We start from the raw sequence: 17,364 nt of genomic DNA, 5'->3' as shown, positions 1-17,364 counted from the left end.
GACGACATCGGCGCCCGGGTCAGGGGCGCCTGGGATAACGATCAGCAGGAAAGGAAGACAGCGTTATGCATCGTGGCCAAAAACCTGGCGCAGGTGCGCTCGATAGTCGGCCTGGTAGCGCTCGATCTCGGGGTTTTTGATCACATCGGTGGCCAGAAAGGTCGGCAGCGCCTCAAGCCCGACAAACTGCTGTGACTTGTGAAAGGGAAAATAGACGGCGTCCACACCGCGGCCTTCAAAGAAATCATCAGGGTCATCAAAGGCCGCCTGCGGGGCGTTCCAGGTCAGCGACAGCATGTAGCGCCGCCCCTGCAAAAGCCCGCCGCTGCCATAGCGCTTGCTGGCATCATGCCTGGAGCGTCCGTCGCTGGCATACATTGACCCATGCCCGGTGGTGAACACTTCATCGATATAACGTTTGAGCGTCCAGGGCGCGCCCATCCACCAGCCCGGCATCTGATAGATGATGACCTCGGCCCACAGGAACTTCTCGACCTCCTGTTGCAGGTCATAGCCGGCCTCAATGGGGGTGGTCTTCACCTCATGCCCCAGCTCTGAAAGCTCTCCCACAGCCAGCTCATGCAGCGTCGTGTTCAGTCGTCCATCAGAGTGAGCGTACTGTTTGCCTGCGTTAATCAATAAAATCCTGCTCATGACATGCTCCGTTCGGATGAAATCCAGTGCGATGACGGTATTATCGTCCTGTTCATCCGCGCGAAAAATGGGAAGAATGGGGAATCATTCTTGCGCTATAGTCAATAATCCATCCCTGCCTGCCGAGCCGATCCCCCATGAACGTGACACTTGAAGAGCTGGCCGCCTTTATTGCGGTTGTCGATACGGGCTCGATCACTGCCGGAGCCGAGCAGCTGGGCCAGACCACCTCCGGCGTCAGCCGCGCCCTGCACCGACTGGAGCACAAGCTGGGCACCACGCTGTTGCGCCGTACGACCCGACGTCATGAGCTCAGTGATGAGGGACGTACCTTCCTGGACCATGCCCGCACCATCGTCGCCTGCGTCGATGAAGCCGAAGAGGCCATGGCGCTCAGCCGCCAGCGCCCGGCCGGACGGCTTCGCATCAACGCGGCGCCCTCCTTCATGCGCCATGTCATCACCCCACTGATCGGTGAGTTTCGAAAGGCCTGGCCCGACATCACGCTGGAACTCGATACCAACGACCGCATCATCGACCTGCTCGAGCATCGCACCGATCTGGCCATCCGCATCGGAACGCTCAAGGACTCTTCGCTGCATGCCCGCGCCCTCGGCGTCAGCCGCCTGCGCCTGGTGGCCAGCCCGGACTATCTGACCCGACACGGCTGCCCTGCCACGGTGAATGACCTGTCGCACCACACCATGATGGGTTTCAGCCAGCTGCCGCAGCTCAATCGCTGGCCGCTGCATGATGCCCACGGCGAGGAGCTGGACATCACGCCGGTGCTGTCAGCCTCCAGTGGCGATACCCTGCGCACCCTGGCCCTCGAGGGTCAGGGCATTGTGTGTCTGGCGGATTTCATGACCCGTCAGGACCTCGAGGACGGCCGTCTCGTGGAAGTCCTCGCCGCAAAACGGCTGGATCGACACCAGAGCATTCAGGCGGTCTATTACCGCAATACGCAGCTCTCACGGCGCATCCGCGTTTTTCTCGATTTTCTGGGCGAACGGCTCGACGGACGCCTGTAGCCATTGGCGTCAGAACATGAAAACGCCGGCCCCATGGGGCCGGCGGAGAGCGTGGAATGCTTGTGCGAAGAGGGTTAAAAATCCAGCGTCGCCGAGAGCTTGAAGGTGCGTGGCTCACCCTGCAAAAGGGTCTGTGACCCTGTCGTCGCCGCTGACGCCCAATATTCTTCGTCGGTGACATTTTCAACATTGGCGCGCCAGATCAGATTGCCGTCATTGAACGGCATGGTATAGCGAAGGCCCAGATCCAGCCGCGTCCAGGGATCGACCTCCAGGTTGTTGGCATCGTCCACGTACTGCGAGCCGGTACGAATCACGCGCCCGGTGGCGGTCAGCTTCTGTACGTGCGGCAGGTCCCACTCACCACCCAGTACATAGCGGTAGCTGGCAACACCCGGTGCATCGTTGCCGTCGTTGGCACCATCGGTGGTATCACGCAGCTCGGGGTCCATCCAGGTGGCGCTGGCCAGCAGGCGTACGCCGGTCATTGGCTCACCATAAAGACTGGTTTCGATACCGCGATTGCGCTGCTCGCCGTCATAACCCGCAGTATTGTTGCTATCGATGGCGACCTGAGGCTGCTCGATCTGAAACAGGGCAATTGCCCCACCAATATTACCGTAATCGAACTTGGCACCCACCTCATCCTGTTTGGAGCGCACGATCCCCAGCACCTGACCAGCGTTGGTGACGTTTTCAGCACCATTGGTAAAGGGTGCTGATTCGCCGGCCTGAAGCGCCTCGATATGGTTGGCGTACAGCGAGATATTATCAGTCGCCTTGTAGAGGAGACCGTAGACCGGCGTCACACGCGACTCGGTAAAGCCGGGCTCGCTTGCCCCGGTTGCGGCGCCGTAATTGTTGACCTCAATCTCCTGATAGCGCGCCCCCAGCGTCAGCAGCAGCCGGTCGTCGATAAAGCCCAGCGTATCGGAGAGCGAAACGCCATTGTTATAAATTCGACCGGTGGTGTTGGGATGACTCAAATCGCCGCTGAAGGTCAGATCGCCCCTGATCGGGATATCGGCCGGGTCATGGATATTGGTCGCCAAATTGGGGTTGGCCTGAGTATCCGGAAAGCTGTAGGCCACATCCTTGCGCGAGTAGACGCTGGAATAGCCCAGATTGAGCTGATGCGAGACCGGTCCGGTGTCGAGCTCGCCGCGCAGTCCGATCTGGCTGGCCAGCGACTCCGACTGATAGGCCGTGTCCAGCTGCCCTACCGTGCCATTGCCGTCTTCATCGCTCAGCGTCACGGTGCCGGCCAGGCTGCGTTCATGGGTTCGATTGCCGCCCAGCACCACATAGCCGGTCCAGTCGTCATTGAAATCATGCTCGCCGCGCACCATGGCGAAGGTGGTTTCAAGACTTGAACGATTCCAGCCCGGCACATAGTTGGCGTCACTGTCTGGCACGCTGGGTAACGAGTTGCCGGTATAGCCGCCCAGATTCAGATTGAGTCGATCCCCGTCGATCACGGTTTTCTGATGACCCAGATCAAACGAGAGCCGATCGTCACCGCCGTCATAGTCCAGCCCCAGCAGCGCCAGGGTGTTTTCACGCTCGGCATCATCAACCGCGGTATCGCCTCGACCGCGCTTGAGTGTCAGTCGGGCACCAAACTCATTGGCCTCGCCAAAGCGGCGTCCGACATCGATACCCGATTCAATATGACCATCGCTGGTATAGCCGGTCGAGAGCCGGTTGATGGGGGTATCGGTGGCGCGTTTGGGCTCGATATTGACCGCCCCGCCCACACCGGTGCCGCCGGCCGGTACGCCATTGGCAAAGGCGCTGGCGCCCTTGAAAAGCTCCACGCGACTGGCGATGTCACTGGCAATAATCTGACGCGGCAGCACGCCATAAAGACCGCCAAAGGAGATGTCATCGCCATAAAGGTCGAATCCGCGAATCTTGAAGGACTCGGCATAGTTGCCAAAGCCCGTGCCGACCGTGACCGAGGCATCGTTTTGCAGCACGTCACCGACAGTATCGGCCTGCTGGTTCTCGATCAGCTCATCGGTGTAGCTGATGACACTGAACGGCACATTCATGGCGTCCTGCTCACCCAAAATGCCCAGACGACCGCCGGTGGCAACCTGCCCGCCGGCATAGGCCGGCGGGGGCAGGTCACCGGCGGTCTCGATCGCCGTACTGGTCACCGTGATGGTATCGAGACTGCCATCCTGCTCTGCAGCGTATGCACTGCCGGTGGCCACCACACTTCCCACGACAACACCCGCGACGCGCTGCACCAGTCGGCGCCCGTAACCCTGTTCCCTTGTCATTGCCCTGAACCCTTTGAATTATTCGTGCCCGACGCCGGTCGCGTCACGGTCCTGTGTCGGCAGAGGCGCGCCACAGGCGATCCTTTGACCTGATTGGCCTGCATCACTGGCTGCCAGTGTGAATTTTGTGCATTTGAAAACGATTCGCATGTGAAGTGCAACAGGCGTTGACTTAAGCAGACACAAAAAAACCATCCCGAAGGATGGTTTTAGTGGGGCGCGATGGCTGCAGGGACGCTTAGTCAATATTGAACAGGTCGCGGGTATAAACCTTGTCCTGCACGTCCTTGAGCTCGGGCAGCATGCGGTTGGCGATGATGACATCGGCCTCACGCTTGAACGCTTCGAAGTCCTTGATGACACGGGAGCTGAAGAACTCCTCTTCTGCCAGGTTCGGCTCATAGACGATGACTTCAACGCCCTTGGCCTTGATGCGCTTCATCACACCCTGCATGGCGCTGGCGCGGAAGTTGTCGGAGCCGCTTTTCATCACCAGACGATAGACACCCACCACCTTCGGCTGGCGGCGCAGAATCGCCTCGGCCACGAAGTCCTTGCGGGTGCGATTGGCTTCGACGATGGCCTGAATCAGATTGTTGGGCACATTCTGATAATTGGCCAAAAGCTGACGGGTATCCTTGGGCAGACAGTAGCCGCCGTAGCCAAAGCTCGGGTTGTTGTAGTGATTGCCGATGCGCGGGTCGAGGCCGACACCGTCGATGATCTGACGGGCGTTGAGTCCGTGGGTCTCGGCGTAGGTATCGAGCTCGTTGAAATACGCCACGCGCATGGCGAGATAGGTATTGGAGAAGAGCTTGATCGCCTCGGCTTCGGTGCTGTCGACCAGAAGCGTGGGGATATCCTGCTTGATCGCGCCCTCTTTCAGCATGTTGGCAAACGTCTCGGCGCGCTCGGAGCGCTCGCCAACGATGATGCGCGACGGATGCAGGTTGTCGTACAGCGCCTTGCCCTCGCGCAGGAACTCCGGCGAGAACATCAGATTCTGCGTGTTGAAGCGCTCGACCGCATCGCGGGTATAGCCCACCGGCACGGTGGATTTGATCACCATCACGGCATCAGGGTTGATCGCCATGACGTCATCAATGACCGATTCAACGCTTTTGGTGTTGAAGTAATTGGTCTGGGGATCGTAATCGGTGGGCGTGGCGATGATGACATACGCCGCATCGCGATAGGCCGTTTCCTTGTCCAGAGTGGCAGTGAAATTCAGCGCACGGTTGGCCAGAAAATCCGAGATTTCCACGTCCTCGATGGGCGAGATCCCTTCGTTGAGACGCTCGACCTTCTCGGGCACGATATCGACCGCGACCACTTCATGATGCTGCGCCAGCAGCATGGCGTTGGAAAGGCCCACATAGCCTGTGCCTGCAACTGCAATTTTCACTTGAACCGTCCTTTCGTCAAAAATGTGCTTTACCGACCGTCACCGGACAATAAAAGCGCCTCGGTGACAGCGCCCCTCCGGGGCCGCGGTCGTGACTGTTACCGACCATCATACGCGACCCGTCACGGGAAGCACTTGGCACAAACGCTACTTTCAGGCGCCAGCTGAATACACCACGCTGGAAAACAACAGGCCGACGCAGGCGCCGGCCCCATTGTGACGTGCTTTCAGCGCATTGTCAGTGCAACGCTGGCTACCACTCGGCAAAGCTCCCATCGGCGTGGCGCCAGATGGGATTGCGCCAGCGATGGCCGATCTCGGCGCGTTCACGCACGTATTCCTCGTTGACCTCAACGCCCAGCCCCGGCCCCTGCGGGATTTTGACGTAGCCGTCTTCATAGGCAAACACTTCCGGGTTTTTGACGTAGTCCAGCAGGTCATTGCCCTGGTTGTAGTGAATGCCCAGGCTCTGCTCCTGAATAAAGGCGTTGTAGCAGTTGGCATCGAGCTGCAGGTTGGCCGCCAGCGCGATCGGCCCCAGCGGGCAGTGCAGGGCGAGCGCCACATCATGGGCCTCGGCCATGTTGGCGATCTTGCGGGTCTCGGTGATGCCACCGGAGTGGGACGGGTCGGGCTGAATGATATCGACATAGCCGCCGGCGAGAATCTGCTTGAAGTCCCAGCGCGAGAACAGCCGCTCGCCGAGGGCGATCGGGATATTGGACAGCGGCGCGATTTCCTTCAACGCCTCGGCGTTTTCACTCAGCACCGGCTCCTCGACGAACATCAGGCGATAGGGCTCCAGCTCTTTCATTAGTACCTTGGCCATCGGCTTGTGCACCCGGCCGTGGAAATCCACCCCGATGCCAAAGTGCGGACCCACCGCATCACGAATCGCTGCCACATTGGCCAATACCGCATCGACCTTGTCGAAGGTATCCACGAACTGCATCTCTTCACTGGCGTTCATCTTGATCGCAGTGAAGCCACCGTCCATGCGCTCCTTCGCCATGCGTGCGGTATCACCCGGTCGGTCGCCCCCGATCCAGGAGTAGACGCGGATACGGTCGCGCACCGCCCCGCCCAGCAGCTCATGGACCGGCACGCCCAGTACCTTGCCCTTGATGTCCCACAGCGCCTGATCGATACCGGCCAGCGCGCTCATGTGAATGGCGCCGCCGCGGTAGAAGCCACCGCGATACATCACCGTCCAGTGGTCCTCGATGTGGCGCGGGTCCTTGCCGATCAGATAGTCGGCGAGCTCGTCCACCGCCGCCGCCACGCTGTGGGCGCGGCCTTCCACCACCGGCTCGCCCCAGCCGACAAAGCCCTCGTCGGTCTCGATTTTCAGAAAGCACCAGCGCGGCGGTACGATGAAGGTTTCCAGTCGGGTAATTTTCATGACAGTACTCGGCAGTTCCTGGTCTTGAGTGGATCAGAGGGAAGGCATTCGGGCCAGATCAGCGCTTGAGCGCCTGCCAGGCCTCAGCAAAGGCGCGGGCATTGCGACCGACCTCTTCCGCGCTCATGCCGGGCTTGTAGAGCGCCGAGCCGAGCCCGAAACCGCCGGCGCCGGCATCGACAAAGTCCTGCATGTTGTCGGGCGTAATGCCGCCCACCGGCAACAGCGCCACCTCGGGCGGCAGCACGGCACGCCAGGCCTTGATCACCGTCGCGCCCAGCTGCTCGGCCGGGAACATCTTGAGCACATCGGCGCCGGCGTTGAGCGCGGCAAAGGCCTCGGTCGGCGTGGCCACACCCGGGGCACTGACCAGCCCGGCCGCCTTGGTGGACTGAATGACGCGCGGATCGCCGTGGGGCGAGACGATCAGCTTGCCGCCGGCGTGCGCCACATCACGCACCTGCTGGAGGCGGGTGACCGTCCCGGCACCGATCAGGCACCTGTCGCCCAGCAATCGATCCAGCCGCACGATACTCTCCAGCGGCTCGGGCGAGTTGAGCGGCACCTCCATGATGCGAAAGCCGGCATCATAGAGGGTCTGGCCGATGGGCTCGATTTCGTGTTGCGTCACACCGCGCAAAATGGCGATCAACGGCAGGGTCTGCAGGTACTGGTTCAACATGGTCTGCTCCTTGGTGAGCTAAAGCGTCAGGGTCAGCCGGCGGCGGTGATCAAACCGGCATGGCGAGCGATGGTCATCAGTCCGCTGATGCTGGCGTCATGAATGGTCTCGACATCAGGGCATTCAAAGTGTGACAGCGCTCGGGCATAGCGACGGCACAGGACGTCATCACCGATCAGCGCAAGCTCCGGACAGGACGTCTCGCCCAGCGCGGCCATGGCACTGCGCACCTCCTCGCCGATCAACAGTCCCGAGAGATAGGCAAGGCTCGCCGCGGGCGAGAGCTCACCCGCCAGCACGCGGCTGCGCACGCTGAAAAGCTGCCCCGAAAGCCCTGAGCTGCCGCTTTGCCGGGCATTTTCAAGCCCCTCATCGAAGGCCTCAAGGCTTGCCGCCTCGCCGGCCTCTTCCTCACCTTCAAGCGCCGGTCGCCCCAGAATCGAGTGCTCGCGCAGCACGGCATACAGCTCGCCGGTCATGTGGGTGGTAAACGCCGTAAGCCGTTCAGCCTCGATCCATGCCCACTTGCTGTGGGTGCCGGGCATGATCAGAAGCGCCTTTTGAGCGAGTGCCGGATAGCGCGCCATCACGCCCAGCAACTGGGTCTCCTCGCCACGCATGACGTTGGGCAGGGCACCGGTCTCGGGATTGCTGTGCTGCATGACGCCAGGCACCAGCGCTAGCCGGTCAATACCGGTCTCGATCTCGACCAGCCCGTCGGCGATGGCATTGCCATCGGCGGGTGCGGCCACATAGGGCACTTCCTGCCAGCCGCCGCGGCTGCCGATCATGCCGCAGGCCAGTGCCGGCAGGTCCGGGTGCGCGTCGCGCCACGCCCCGACGACGGCTTGATAGGCCCGGGCAAAGTCACCCTCCGGGGTATGCAGAATCCCCCAGGGCTCATGGCGGCTCGCCAGGATCTGCCCCTGGTCATCAAGCAGCCAGGCACGCAGTGAGGAAGTGCCCCAGTCGAGCGCGATCAGGCGCGCAGAGGTGTCAGTCATGCAAGGCTCCCGCAGGTGAAAAAAGGGCAGAGTCAGGATAAAGGTCAGGCCGGGCGATCCGGCTTGATAACTGCGCAGCGGCGTCATGCACTTTTGGACCCAGCTCGGTCAGGCGCGCATCCGACATCCAGGGCGTGGCACTGGCGATGCTGATGGCCGCCACGATCATGCCCTGCTCGTCACGCACCGGCGCCGCCACGCAGCGAATGCCCCGTTCATTGTCCTCGAGATCCAGCACCACGCCCGTCTTTTGATAATCGAGCAGCCGCGCTCGATACTCGGGCCAGGCCGGGGGCGCCAGCGGTGAAAGCCCCGCAACGGGTGCCTCACCCTGGTGGCGATGGCGATCACATGCCAGCGCATGCAGGCGCTGCCACTGAGCCTCGTCGAGATCAAGCATCAGTGCCCGCCCCACCCCGGTCAGGGCCAGCGGCAGCCGCAGCCCCGGGCGTGAGCGCATTTCCAGACCGCGCGAGCCCCGGATCTTGTCGAGATAGACCACGTCATCGCCGTCGCGAACACCCAGATGCACGCTGTCACCGCAGTTTTGAGCCAGGGTCTCGATGATCGGGCGGGCCAGCGTCACCAGCGGCATCTGCTCGCGAGCACGAGTACCGAGCGAGGCCAGCTTCAAGCCGAGCTGATAGCCCTGCACGCCGTGGCGCAGATAGCCGGCATGGACCAGCGCCGACACCAGCCGGTGCGTGGTACTGCGCGTGCAGCCGATATGCTCGCCGATGGCGGCCAGACCATGATGGCCTTCGGCCACGGCATCCAGCACCGCCAGACCGCGCATCAGGGCCTGAGCGCCGACAGGGCGTTCGGGAAGGGAGGCAGAAAGAGAAGTTGTCATGGCCTCAGTCTACGCCTGAAACGACCCGATCCCAATATGCAGACATGACTCCCACATTGTGGGAGTAACGACATGATACGAAGGTCTCGATCCTGTACTAAGGTCAGAAAGGCACTCATGTCCGACTGTGACAGGATCCGCTTCATGCATGACACTCTGATGATCTGGTTGATGCACCTGCCCCGCTGGGCGCTGGCCATGGTGGCGATCGCCGCCGCCGTGGTCCTGCATGGCGGGCTCAAGGTTCTGCACCTTCGCCTGCGCCGGCTGGAGCACGGGCGCTGGCATCTGCTCAACGTGGCGGCGCTGGCCGTGCATCCACCGCTGGTGTGTCTGGTGTGGTGCTATGGCGTGATGGTGGCCCTTTACTATCTGATTCCTGCTGTTCTGGGCTGGCAATCCTCGATCATGACACTGGCCAACGTGGTGGGCGTCTTTCTGGGCTTTTGGCTGTTTTTACGGGTTTCCCGCCGCGTCATTGCCGTGATGGACCGCTGGTCGGACACGCGCCACGGCTACTTCGAGCGCTTTCTGGCGCCCTTTCTGGCCCGGGCCGCCGCGGCACTTTTCCCGATATTTCTGCTCTTCTCGCTGTTTCCGCTGTTCGTGACCTCCGAGCGCTTTGACCTGGTCATTCACAACCTCACCAGCATGCTGCTGATTGGCAGCATCGCCGGCATCCTGGTGCACGGGGTCAATATCGTTGAGCGCGCGCTTCGGGAGCACTATCGCGTCGATGTGGCCGATAACCTGGCCGCGCGCAAGGTACACACGCAGATCGCCGTGCTGCGCAAGCTGATCAACTTCATCATCGTGCTGGTGGCGCTGGCCTCGATGCTGATGCTCTTTGACAAGGTGCGCCAGCTCGGCACCAGCATTCTGGCCTCGGCCGGCATCATCGGGGTGGTGCTGGGCTTTGCCGCGCAGAAGATTTTCGGCAACCTGCTGGCCGGGGTTCAGATCGCGATGACCCAGCCGATCCAGCTTGATGATGCGGTGGTGGTGCAGGGCGAATGGGGCTGGATCGAGGAGCTGACGCTGACCTATGTGGTGGTCAGGCTCTGGGACTGGCGACGGCTGGTGCTGCCGATCAACTGGTTTCTCGACAATCCGTTCGAGAACTGGACCAGGCGCACCAATGACCTGATCGGCAGCGTCTTTTTGCATGCCGATTTTTCACTGCCGCTGGACGCGCTGCAGGAAGAAGCCACCCGCATCGCGCAGAATTCGCCGCTGTGGAGCGGTTTGGTATGCAAGGTGCAGCTGCTGGAGATGACCGAGTACAACATGCAGCTGCGCGTGCTGGTCAGCGCTCGCGGCGGCGGCGATACCTTTGACCTGCGCTGTGAGATGCGCGAAGGGCTGATTCGCTTTATCGCCCGTGACTATCCGGATGCCTTCCCGCGCATGCGGGTGATGATGCCGGATCGCAACAGCCTGCATGGCGAGCAGGAAGAGGGCAAACAGAAAGAGCCCCCTGCTGCGGTTGAAAAGACATCGTTGACTCAGACGCCGGAGGACGCCCCGGCAGAGGACCGGACACCCAACGGCCCGGGCCCCGGCCAGTAGGCCCCGGCCAGTAGGGCCGGGACACGCGTGCGTCGTCGGGCGTTACTACCCGGCGCCCGCCATCAGATCGGCCTGAATCACCTCGATCCAGTAGCCGTCCGGGTCCTTCACGAAGATGACGTTTTTCATTTTGCCGTCATTGGCGCGCTTGATGAACTCGACCCCCATGTCCTCAAACCAGGTCTCGGCACTTTCCAGGTTGGGCACGTTGAAACAGATATGGCCATAGCCCTGCGGGTCCGAGTTGCCGTTGTGATAGGCAAACTCCGGATCCTCTTCGGTGCCCCAGTTGTGGGTCAGCTCCAGCAGCCCGCGCTGGCTGAAGGTCCAGATCGTGCGCTCGTCCGGGTCTTCCGGCACGCTGTCTTCCGGAGACAGCTGCGTCAGGAAATAGAGCGTGAACTGCATCTCGGGAAAGTCGAGCTTGCGCAGCAGGCGCATGCCGAACACGTGGGTATAGAAGTGCAGGGCGCGCTCCGGGTCCTTGATGCGCACCATCGAGTGGTTGAGGGTAAAGCCCGCCGCGGCGGTCGGAATTTCCTCGGCCACACCCGGGGCCTTCTCGGTAAAGGTGGTCATGTGTTTCTCCTTGATAATAAATTCGTTAACCATCAGCGTGTGCCCATGACCTCAAGAGCACAGCACAAATAACAAGCCGGAGGCATCTCATGCTGGGCATCCATGATCTTGCTCTTTTCATGCTTTCGGGCCTGATCCTGAACATGACGCCGGGCCCGGATTCGCTATTGATCGTGTCGCGTACCGCCGCGGGCAGCTGGCAGCAGGGCGCGGTAACGGCACTGGGCATCAGCACCGGCACGCTGGTGCATGTTTTCGCCGCAGCACTCGGGCTGTCGGCCATTCTGGCCACGTCTGCGATGGCCTTCACGCTGGTCAAATGGGTCGGGGCGCTCTATCTGATCTGGCTGGGCCTGTCGGCCCTTCTCAAGCGCCGCCATCAGACCCCGCAGACACCGGTGGCTCGTGTCAGCCCTGTCCGTCTGCGCACGCTGTTTCGTCAGGGGTTTTTGACCAACGTACTCAATCCGAAAGTGGCACTGTTTTTCATGGCCTTCATGCCGCAGTTCATTGACCCGACCGCCACCCTCAAGCCGCTCGCCTTTCTGACCCTGGGGCTGATATTTGATGTCGTCGGCACCCTGTGGAGTGCCGTTTTGATCGCTGCCGTCACGCTGGGCGGACAGCGCCTGCGCCCCGGCGCCAGACTCAAGGCATGGCTCGAGCGCAGCGTCGGTGTCATGTTCGTGGCACTGGGCATTCGGCTGGCCCTGACGCGGACACCGGGCTAAAGGGATTCGGCGCCAGAGGCGCCGAATCTCTCAACGATGGCGATTATTCAAAATAGCTGAACGTCTCGCCTGTCTTGATGTTCAAAAGCGTCTCGTAGATCAGGCGAATGACGTTTTCGACATCCTCGCGCTGCACCATCTCGACGGTGGTGTGCATGTAGCGCAGCGGCAGCGAGATCAGTGCCGAGGCCACACCGGTATTACTGTAGGCAAACGAATCCGTGTCGGTGCCGGTGGCGCGTGACTTGGCGACCCGCTGGAAGGGGATGTCGCCCTTCTCGGCCACTTCCAGAATGCGCTCGCGCAGACGGTTCTGCACCGCCGGTGCCCAGGCAATTACCGGGCCGGCCCCCATCCTGTTGCTGCCTTCCTTCTTGGGATCAATCATCGGTGTGTGGGTGTCATGGGTCACATCCGTCACGATCGCCACATTCGGACGGATACGCTCGGCGATCATCTGCGCCCCGCGCAGGCCCACCTCTTCCTGCACCGAATTGACGATGTAGAGGCCGAAATCGAGCGTCTTGCCGTTCTCCTTCAGAAGACGCGCCACCTCGGCAATCATGAAGCCGCCCATGCGGTTATCCAGCGCGCGGCAGACAAATTTGTTGCCGTTGAGCACCCTGAAGGTATCCGGATAGGTGATCACGCAGCCGACGTGCACGCCGAGCTTTTCGACCTCTTCCTTGTTGTCACAGCCCACGTCGATAAAGATGTTGTCCGGCTTGGGTGCCTGCTCTTCGCTGCCGGGGCTGCGGCGGGTATGGATCGCCGGCCAGCCGAACACGCCTTCAACGATGCCGTTTTTCGTATGAATGTTGACCCGCTTGGAGGGCGCGATCTGATGGTCGCTGCCGCCGTTGCGGATCACATAGAGCAGTCCTTCATCGGAGATGTAGTTCACATACCAGCTGATCTCGTCGGCATGGCCTTCGATCACGACCTTGTATTGGGCATCGGGATTGATCACGCCCACCGCCGTGCCATAGGTGTCGGTGAAGAACTCATCGACCCACGGGCGCAGATAGTCCATCCACAGTTTCTGGCCTTCCCACTCATAGCCGGTGGGCGAGGCGTTATTGAGATAGCGCTCGAGGAAATCCATCGACTGGTCGTTCAAAAGGGGGGTGTTATCACTCATGGGGTGTCCTGTTGATGCGGTGATTCCGGGATCCATCGATCCGTACGCCCTGACCATGGCGCGAATCGGATCAATCGTCCAGCCCTGAGCGCTGCCTCTGAGCGCTTGAATCGAGTGGAACTGTCGATCAAAAGCCCGATGGTCACCCGGTAACCAGATACAGACTGAGCGCCGGGAACAGGATCAATAGTGCCAGACGTACGAAGTCCGAAACGATAAAGGGCGCCACGCCCCTGAAGATTTCGCCCAGCCCTACATGGGGCGCCATCGCCTTGATGACAAAGACATTCATGCCGACCGGCGGCGTGATCAGCCCCAGCTCGACCGTCAGGACCGTGACGATGCCAAACCAGACCGGATCAATGCCCATCGCCTGAATGATCGGATAGACCACCGGCACGGTGATCACCAGCATGGCGATCGAGTCCATGAACATGCCGAGAATGAAGTACATCGCCAGAATGCACAGCAGCACCACGATCGGCGCCAGCTGCAGGCTGTACAGATAATCCGAAATGGAAAACGAAATGCGTGAGACCGAGATGAAGTAGCCCAGCGTCTCGGCACCGACCAGCATGAAAAACACTACCGTGGAGAGCGCCAGAGTTTCCTGTAGCGCGCTCCATAGCCCGGCCACGCGCATACCCTTGAACACGGCGTAAAGCAGGGTTGCGAAGGCACCGACGCTGGCCCCTTCGGTCGGCGTGAACAGCCCGAAATAGATGCCCAGAATGATCAGCAGGAACACCGCGAAAAACGGCACCAGCCCTGTCAGCGACGCGAATTTTTGACCCCAGCCGGTGGGTTCGCCCGCCACTGCCAGCGACGGGCGCAGCCGCATCACCACGGTAATGGTCAAACAATAGAACACAAGCCCCATCAGCCCCGGGATCAGACCGGCCATGAACATGTCGCCCACTGACTGCTCGGTGAGAATGGCATAAATCAGCAGGGCGATACTGGGCGGGATCATGATGCCCAGCGTTCCGCCGGCGGCCAGTGCCCCGGTGGCCAGGCCCCGGTTATAGCCGTAGCGCTCCATTTCGGGCAGGGCCACCCGGGTCATGGTACTGGCCGTTGCCAGCGAGGAGCCCGAGATCGCCGAAAAGATCCCGCAGGAGCCCACTGCCGCAATCGCCAGGCCACCCTTCCAGCCCCCACAGATCGCGCGCGTTGAACCGAAAAGCTTGCCGGCCATGCCCGAATGCGCCGCCAGCACCCCATTAAAATGAACATCGGCACGGCGCTGAAGCTGTAGTTGGTCAATACCTCGACAGGGACAGAGCGCACCATCGACAGGGCCGCACTCCAGCTGATCACCTGGGCAAAGCCGCCCACACCGACGATCAGCATGGTCAGCGCAACCGGCACACGCAGCACCATCAATACCAGCAGCAGCCCCAGGCCCAGGACCCCGATCATTTCACTTCCCATCCGGAATCTCCTCGACCGAGGCCACGCGGTAGTTGAACCAAAAGCCCAGCACCGCAAACACCAGACTTCGGATACCCAGCAGCAGACTCAGCCCGGCCGCAACCGTGTAGATCGGCCCCATCGGCAGGCGCAGATCCTGCGTGACCTCCCCGTGGCCGCGGGCACTGACAGCCGAATCCCATAGCCCGATGGCCACCAGCAGCCCCAGCACTGCAAATCCCAGCAGATAAAAGCCGTTGAGGCGGGTCTTGAGGGTGTCGTTGAGTCGATGGCTGAACGCCTCGACCACCACCTGTCCTTTCTCGACATTGGCCGCCATGGCTGCCAGCAGGGCAAACAGCATCAGATAACTGACCAGCTCAACACTGCCCGCGACCCGCAGTGTCATGGCACCGTCACTGAAGCGGTACAGATAGCGCAGCGTGACATCAGCTACGGTCACCGCCAGCATGCCGGCAAGGGACACGCCGGCCACCAGCCTGCTCACGATCTCCAGCCAGCGACCAATACGAATGAACCCCTGCTGCATGACGCTCTCTCCGGGTCAGAAATCAGATGGTCAGGAATCAAATCCCCGCGCCGCAGTTCCTTTTGGCCTCCAGCGCGGCCTGATACACCTCGCGCGCCTGGTCAAGGCCGCGTGATTCAAGCTCGCTCAGATAGCTGTCGGGCGTCGGATACGCAACCCCTGTAGATCTGCCGGCGTCTGGACATCCGTCTCGCGGGTATGGATATAGCCCGGCCCGGTGGTAAACATGAACAGCACATGGCTGTCCTTGTACTCATCACCAAAACGGCCGTCGTCATAAAGGGTCTGCATGATGCAGGCGCCTTCCGGCGCCGATTCGGCAACGCCCGGCAGCTCGACGATCTGTGACAGCGGGAAACGACCGGCCGTGTAGCCCTGAGCGGTAATCCCGATATCGGTAATCCCCTTGACGGTTGCGTCATAGGTATCGTCGGCCTTGCTCAACGTCTGCGATGGAAAATTCTGCACCCGCAGCTCACCATCAGAAGCCGCCTCGACGCTTTTCGCCCAATCCTCGAAAATCTCCTGATTGATCGCAGAAACGCCCGGCCAAAAATGAGACATGCGAAGCGTAGTCGCGGCCTGGCTGGCGCCGGCGGTCAGCATGGCCGCTGCAGCTGTCAATACACAAATCCCGGAACGAATTTTCATGGGCGGGCGTAACCTCTTGAGCGATCGCAGCATGCCGATCATCAATTTATTGTTCGCAATAAGTACAAAAGTTCGCTTTGAGGAACAACATAAACCAACCGTGGCTGGAGCGAAAACCGACTTTAGTTGAGCGGGGTGATGCGCCGCTGCCCTGCATCACTACGCGGCCACATGACATGGCGCAGCCCGGCCACATTGAAATACGGGAGCATGTGATGAGCGATTACTCCAGCGCCTCAAAGGGCAACCCCACATAGTTTTCGGCAATGGTGACAAGCCCCGCACGGGAACCTGTGCAGTAATCCAGCTCGGCCTGCTGAAGGCGCCGTTCGAAGTCTTGCTTATCGGAAAAGCGGTGCAGATTGGTGGTCATCCACCATGAAAAGCGTTCGGCCTTCCAGACACGCCGCAGGCATATGTCGGAGTAGCGAGAGATGAGATCGGCGCGGCCTTCCCGGTAGATTCTGACCAGCAGGTGATAAAGGGTATGCACATCGCTGGCGGCCAGGTTCAGACCCTTGGCGCCGGTGGGCGGGACGATATGGGCGGCATCACCGGCCAGAAAAAGCCTTCCGTACTGCATGGGCTCGACCACAACACTGCGCAGTGGCGCGATGCTTTTCTCGATGGCGGGCCCGGTGACCAGTGTTCTGGCAATATCCTCGGGCAGGCGCGCCCTGAGCTCCTCCCAGAAGCGCTCGTCGGACCAGTCCTCGACCCTTTCACCCGCCGGTACCTGCAGGTAGTAACGGCTACGGGTCCGGGAACGCATGCTGCACAGGGCAAAGCCTCGTGTGTGACTTGAATAGATCAGCTCGTCAGACACCGGGGGCGTATCGGAGAGCATGCCCAGCCAGCCAAACGGATAGACCCGCTCGAAGATTTCAAGGCGATCTTCGGGAATCGAACGACGTGACACGCCGTGATAACCATCACAGCCGGCCACATAGTCACACTCCAGGCGACGGGTTTCCCCTTCGCTTTCAAAGGACACCCAAGGTTGCTCGGTATCAAGATCGTGCAGCGCGACGTTGTCGGCTTCATAGATGGTCGTGGCACCGGCCGCTTCCCGGGCCTCCATCAGATCGCGGGTAACTTCGGTCTGGCCGTACACCATGACGGATCGGCCACCGGTAAGCCCGGCAAGATCGACACGGACCCGACGGTTATCAAAGGCAAGCTCAAAGCCATCATGAGGCATGCCCTCCTCACTCATGCGCTGGTCGACACCCGCCTCGCGCAATAGATCCACCGTGCCCTGCTCCAGTACGCCGGCGCGAATTCGTCCCAGCACGTAGTCTCCTGAGCGCCGCTCGAGAATGACGTTGTCGATACCCTGACGCTGCAGCAGCTGCCCCAGCAGCAGGCCCGCCGGGCCGGCGCCGATAATGGCCACTTTTGTACGCATCGC

Annotated in this window: 15 protein-coding genes and 2 pseudogenes; 4 read left to right on the top strand and 13 right to left on the bottom strand. The window is 61.0% G+C overall.

Going from position 1 to position 17,364, the window contains the following annotated elements; all coding sequences use genetic code 11:
* Positions 1-63: 63 nt before the first annotated feature.
* Positions 64-654: an NAD(P)H-dependent oxidoreductase gene (locus Q0931_RS05020; protein ID WP_299257879.1), complete on the bottom strand. Its 591-nt coding sequence runs from the start codon at positions 652-654 to the stop codon at positions 64-66.
* Between the two features lie 137 nt (positions 655-791).
* Here Q0931_RS05020 and Q0931_RS05015 point away from each other — a divergent pair, with 137 nt between their 5' ends.
* Positions 792-1,685: a LysR family transcriptional regulator gene (locus Q0931_RS05015; RefSeq protein WP_299257877.1), complete on the top strand. Its 894-nt coding sequence runs from the start codon at positions 792-794 to the stop codon at positions 1,683-1,685.
* Positions 1,686-1,759: 74 nt separating this feature from the next.
* Here Q0931_RS05015 and Q0931_RS05010 read toward each other — a convergent pair whose 3' ends face one another.
* From Q0931_RS05010 to Q0931_RS04985, 6 genes are all read right to left on the bottom strand, one after another.
* Complete coding sequence (locus Q0931_RS05010; protein ID WP_299257875.1) at positions 1,760-3,973, bottom strand: TonB-dependent siderophore receptor; 2,214 nt, start codon at positions 3,971-3,973, stop codon at positions 1,760-1,762.
* A gap of 238 nt (positions 3,974-4,211) precedes the next feature.
* Positions 4,212-5,378, bottom strand: a complete 1,167-nt coding sequence (locus Q0931_RS05005; RefSeq protein ID WP_299257873.1) for a nucleotide sugar dehydrogenase — start codon at positions 5,376-5,378, stop codon at positions 4,212-4,214.
* Between the two features lie 253 nt (positions 5,379-5,631).
* The gene (gene dgoD / locus Q0931_RS05000) at positions 5,632-6,780 is read right to left on the bottom strand and encodes a galactonate dehydratase (RefSeq protein WP_299257871.1); all 1,149 of its coding nucleotides are present in this window, start codon (positions 6,778-6,780) and stop codon (positions 5,632-5,634) included.
* Between the two features lie 58 nt (positions 6,781-6,838).
* Positions 6,839-7,462, bottom strand: a complete 624-nt coding sequence (locus Q0931_RS04995; protein WP_299257869.1) for a 2-dehydro-3-deoxy-6-phosphogalactonate aldolase — start codon at positions 7,460-7,462, stop codon at positions 6,839-6,841.
* Positions 7,463-7,494: 32 nt separating this feature from the next.
* Positions 7,495-8,466: a 2-dehydro-3-deoxygalactonokinase gene (locus Q0931_RS04990; protein WP_299257867.1), complete on the bottom strand. Its 972-nt coding sequence runs from the start codon at positions 8,464-8,466 to the stop codon at positions 7,495-7,497.
* Positions 8,459-9,319: an IclR family transcriptional regulator gene (locus Q0931_RS04985; protein WP_299257866.1), complete on the bottom strand. Its 861-nt coding sequence runs from the start codon at positions 9,317-9,319 to the stop codon at positions 8,459-8,461. The genes Q0931_RS04990 and Q0931_RS04985 overlap by 8 nt, the downstream gene beginning before the upstream one ends.
* A gap of 144 nt (positions 9,320-9,463) precedes the next feature.
* On the opposite strand from Q0931_RS04985, the gene Q0931_RS04980 reads away from it, so the two are divergent.
* Entirely contained in the window at positions 9,464-10,888 is a 1,425-nt protein-coding gene (locus Q0931_RS04980) for a mechanosensitive ion channel domain-containing protein (protein WP_299257864.1), read from the top strand.
* Positions 10,889-10,933: 45 nt separating this feature from the next.
* On the opposite strand, the gene gloA is transcribed toward Q0931_RS04980, so the two are convergent.
* Entirely contained in the window at positions 10,934-11,467 is a 534-nt protein-coding gene (gene gloA / locus Q0931_RS04975) for a lactoylglutathione lyase (RefSeq protein WP_299257862.1), read from the bottom strand.
* 89 nt (positions 11,468-11,556) lie between these two features.
* Here gloA and Q0931_RS04970 point away from each other — a divergent pair, with 89 nt between their 5' ends.
* Positions 11,557-12,198, top strand: coding sequence for a LysE family translocator (locus Q0931_RS04970; RefSeq protein WP_299257860.1), 642 nt, complete (start codon positions 11,557-11,559; stop codon positions 12,196-12,198).
* 43 nt (positions 12,199-12,241) lie between these two features.
* Here Q0931_RS04970 and Q0931_RS04965 read toward each other — a convergent pair whose 3' ends face one another.
* The 4 genes and pseudogenes from Q0931_RS04965 to Q0931_RS04950 all read right to left on the bottom strand — a co-directional run.
* Complete coding sequence (locus Q0931_RS04965; protein ID WP_299257858.1) at positions 12,242-13,339, bottom strand: M42 family metallopeptidase; 1,098 nt, start codon at positions 13,337-13,339, stop codon at positions 12,242-12,244.
* A 142-nt stretch (positions 13,340-13,481) separates the two neighbouring features.
* Positions 13,482-14,773: pseudogene (locus tag Q0931_RS04960) on the bottom strand (TRAP transporter large permease).
* Positions 14,763-15,302 (bottom strand): TRAP transporter small permease subunit, encoded by a 540-nt coding sequence (locus Q0931_RS04955; protein WP_299257856.1) that lies wholly within the window; start codon positions 15,300-15,302, stop codon positions 14,763-14,765. Before Q0931_RS04955 ends, Q0931_RS04960 begins: the two are co-directional and overlap by 11 nt.
* A gap of 129 nt (positions 15,303-15,431) precedes the next feature.
* Positions 15,432-15,908, bottom strand: a pseudogene (locus Q0931_RS04950) (C4-dicarboxylate ABC transporter substrate-binding protein); the annotation flags it as partial.
* On the opposite strand from Q0931_RS04950, the gene Q0931_RS04945 reads away from it, so the two are divergent.
* Positions 15,865-16,083 carry a hypothetical protein gene (locus tag Q0931_RS04945; RefSeq protein ID WP_299258206.1) on the top strand — a complete coding sequence of 73 codons (219 nt, stop codon included), beginning with the start codon at positions 15,865-15,867 and terminating at the stop codon, positions 16,081-16,083. The pseudogene Q0931_RS04950 and the gene Q0931_RS04945 overlap by 44 nt on opposite strands.
* A 93-nt stretch (positions 16,084-16,176) precedes the next feature.
* On the opposite strand, the gene pobA is transcribed toward Q0931_RS04945, so the two are convergent.
* Positions 16,177-17,361, bottom strand: coding sequence for a 4-hydroxybenzoate 3-monooxygenase (pobA, locus tag Q0931_RS04940; protein ID WP_299257854.1), 1,185 nt, complete (start codon positions 17,359-17,361; stop codon positions 16,177-16,179).
* Positions 17,362-17,364: the final 3 nt, after the last annotated feature.

It is taken from the genome of uncultured Kushneria sp. (assembly GCF_947497025.1).
GTDB lineage: Bacteria > Pseudomonadota > Gammaproteobacteria > Pseudomonadales > Halomonadaceae > Kushneria.
The sequence above is the reverse complement of the archived record's forward strand: the minus strand, read 5'-3'. Positions and strand labels throughout refer to the sequence as shown.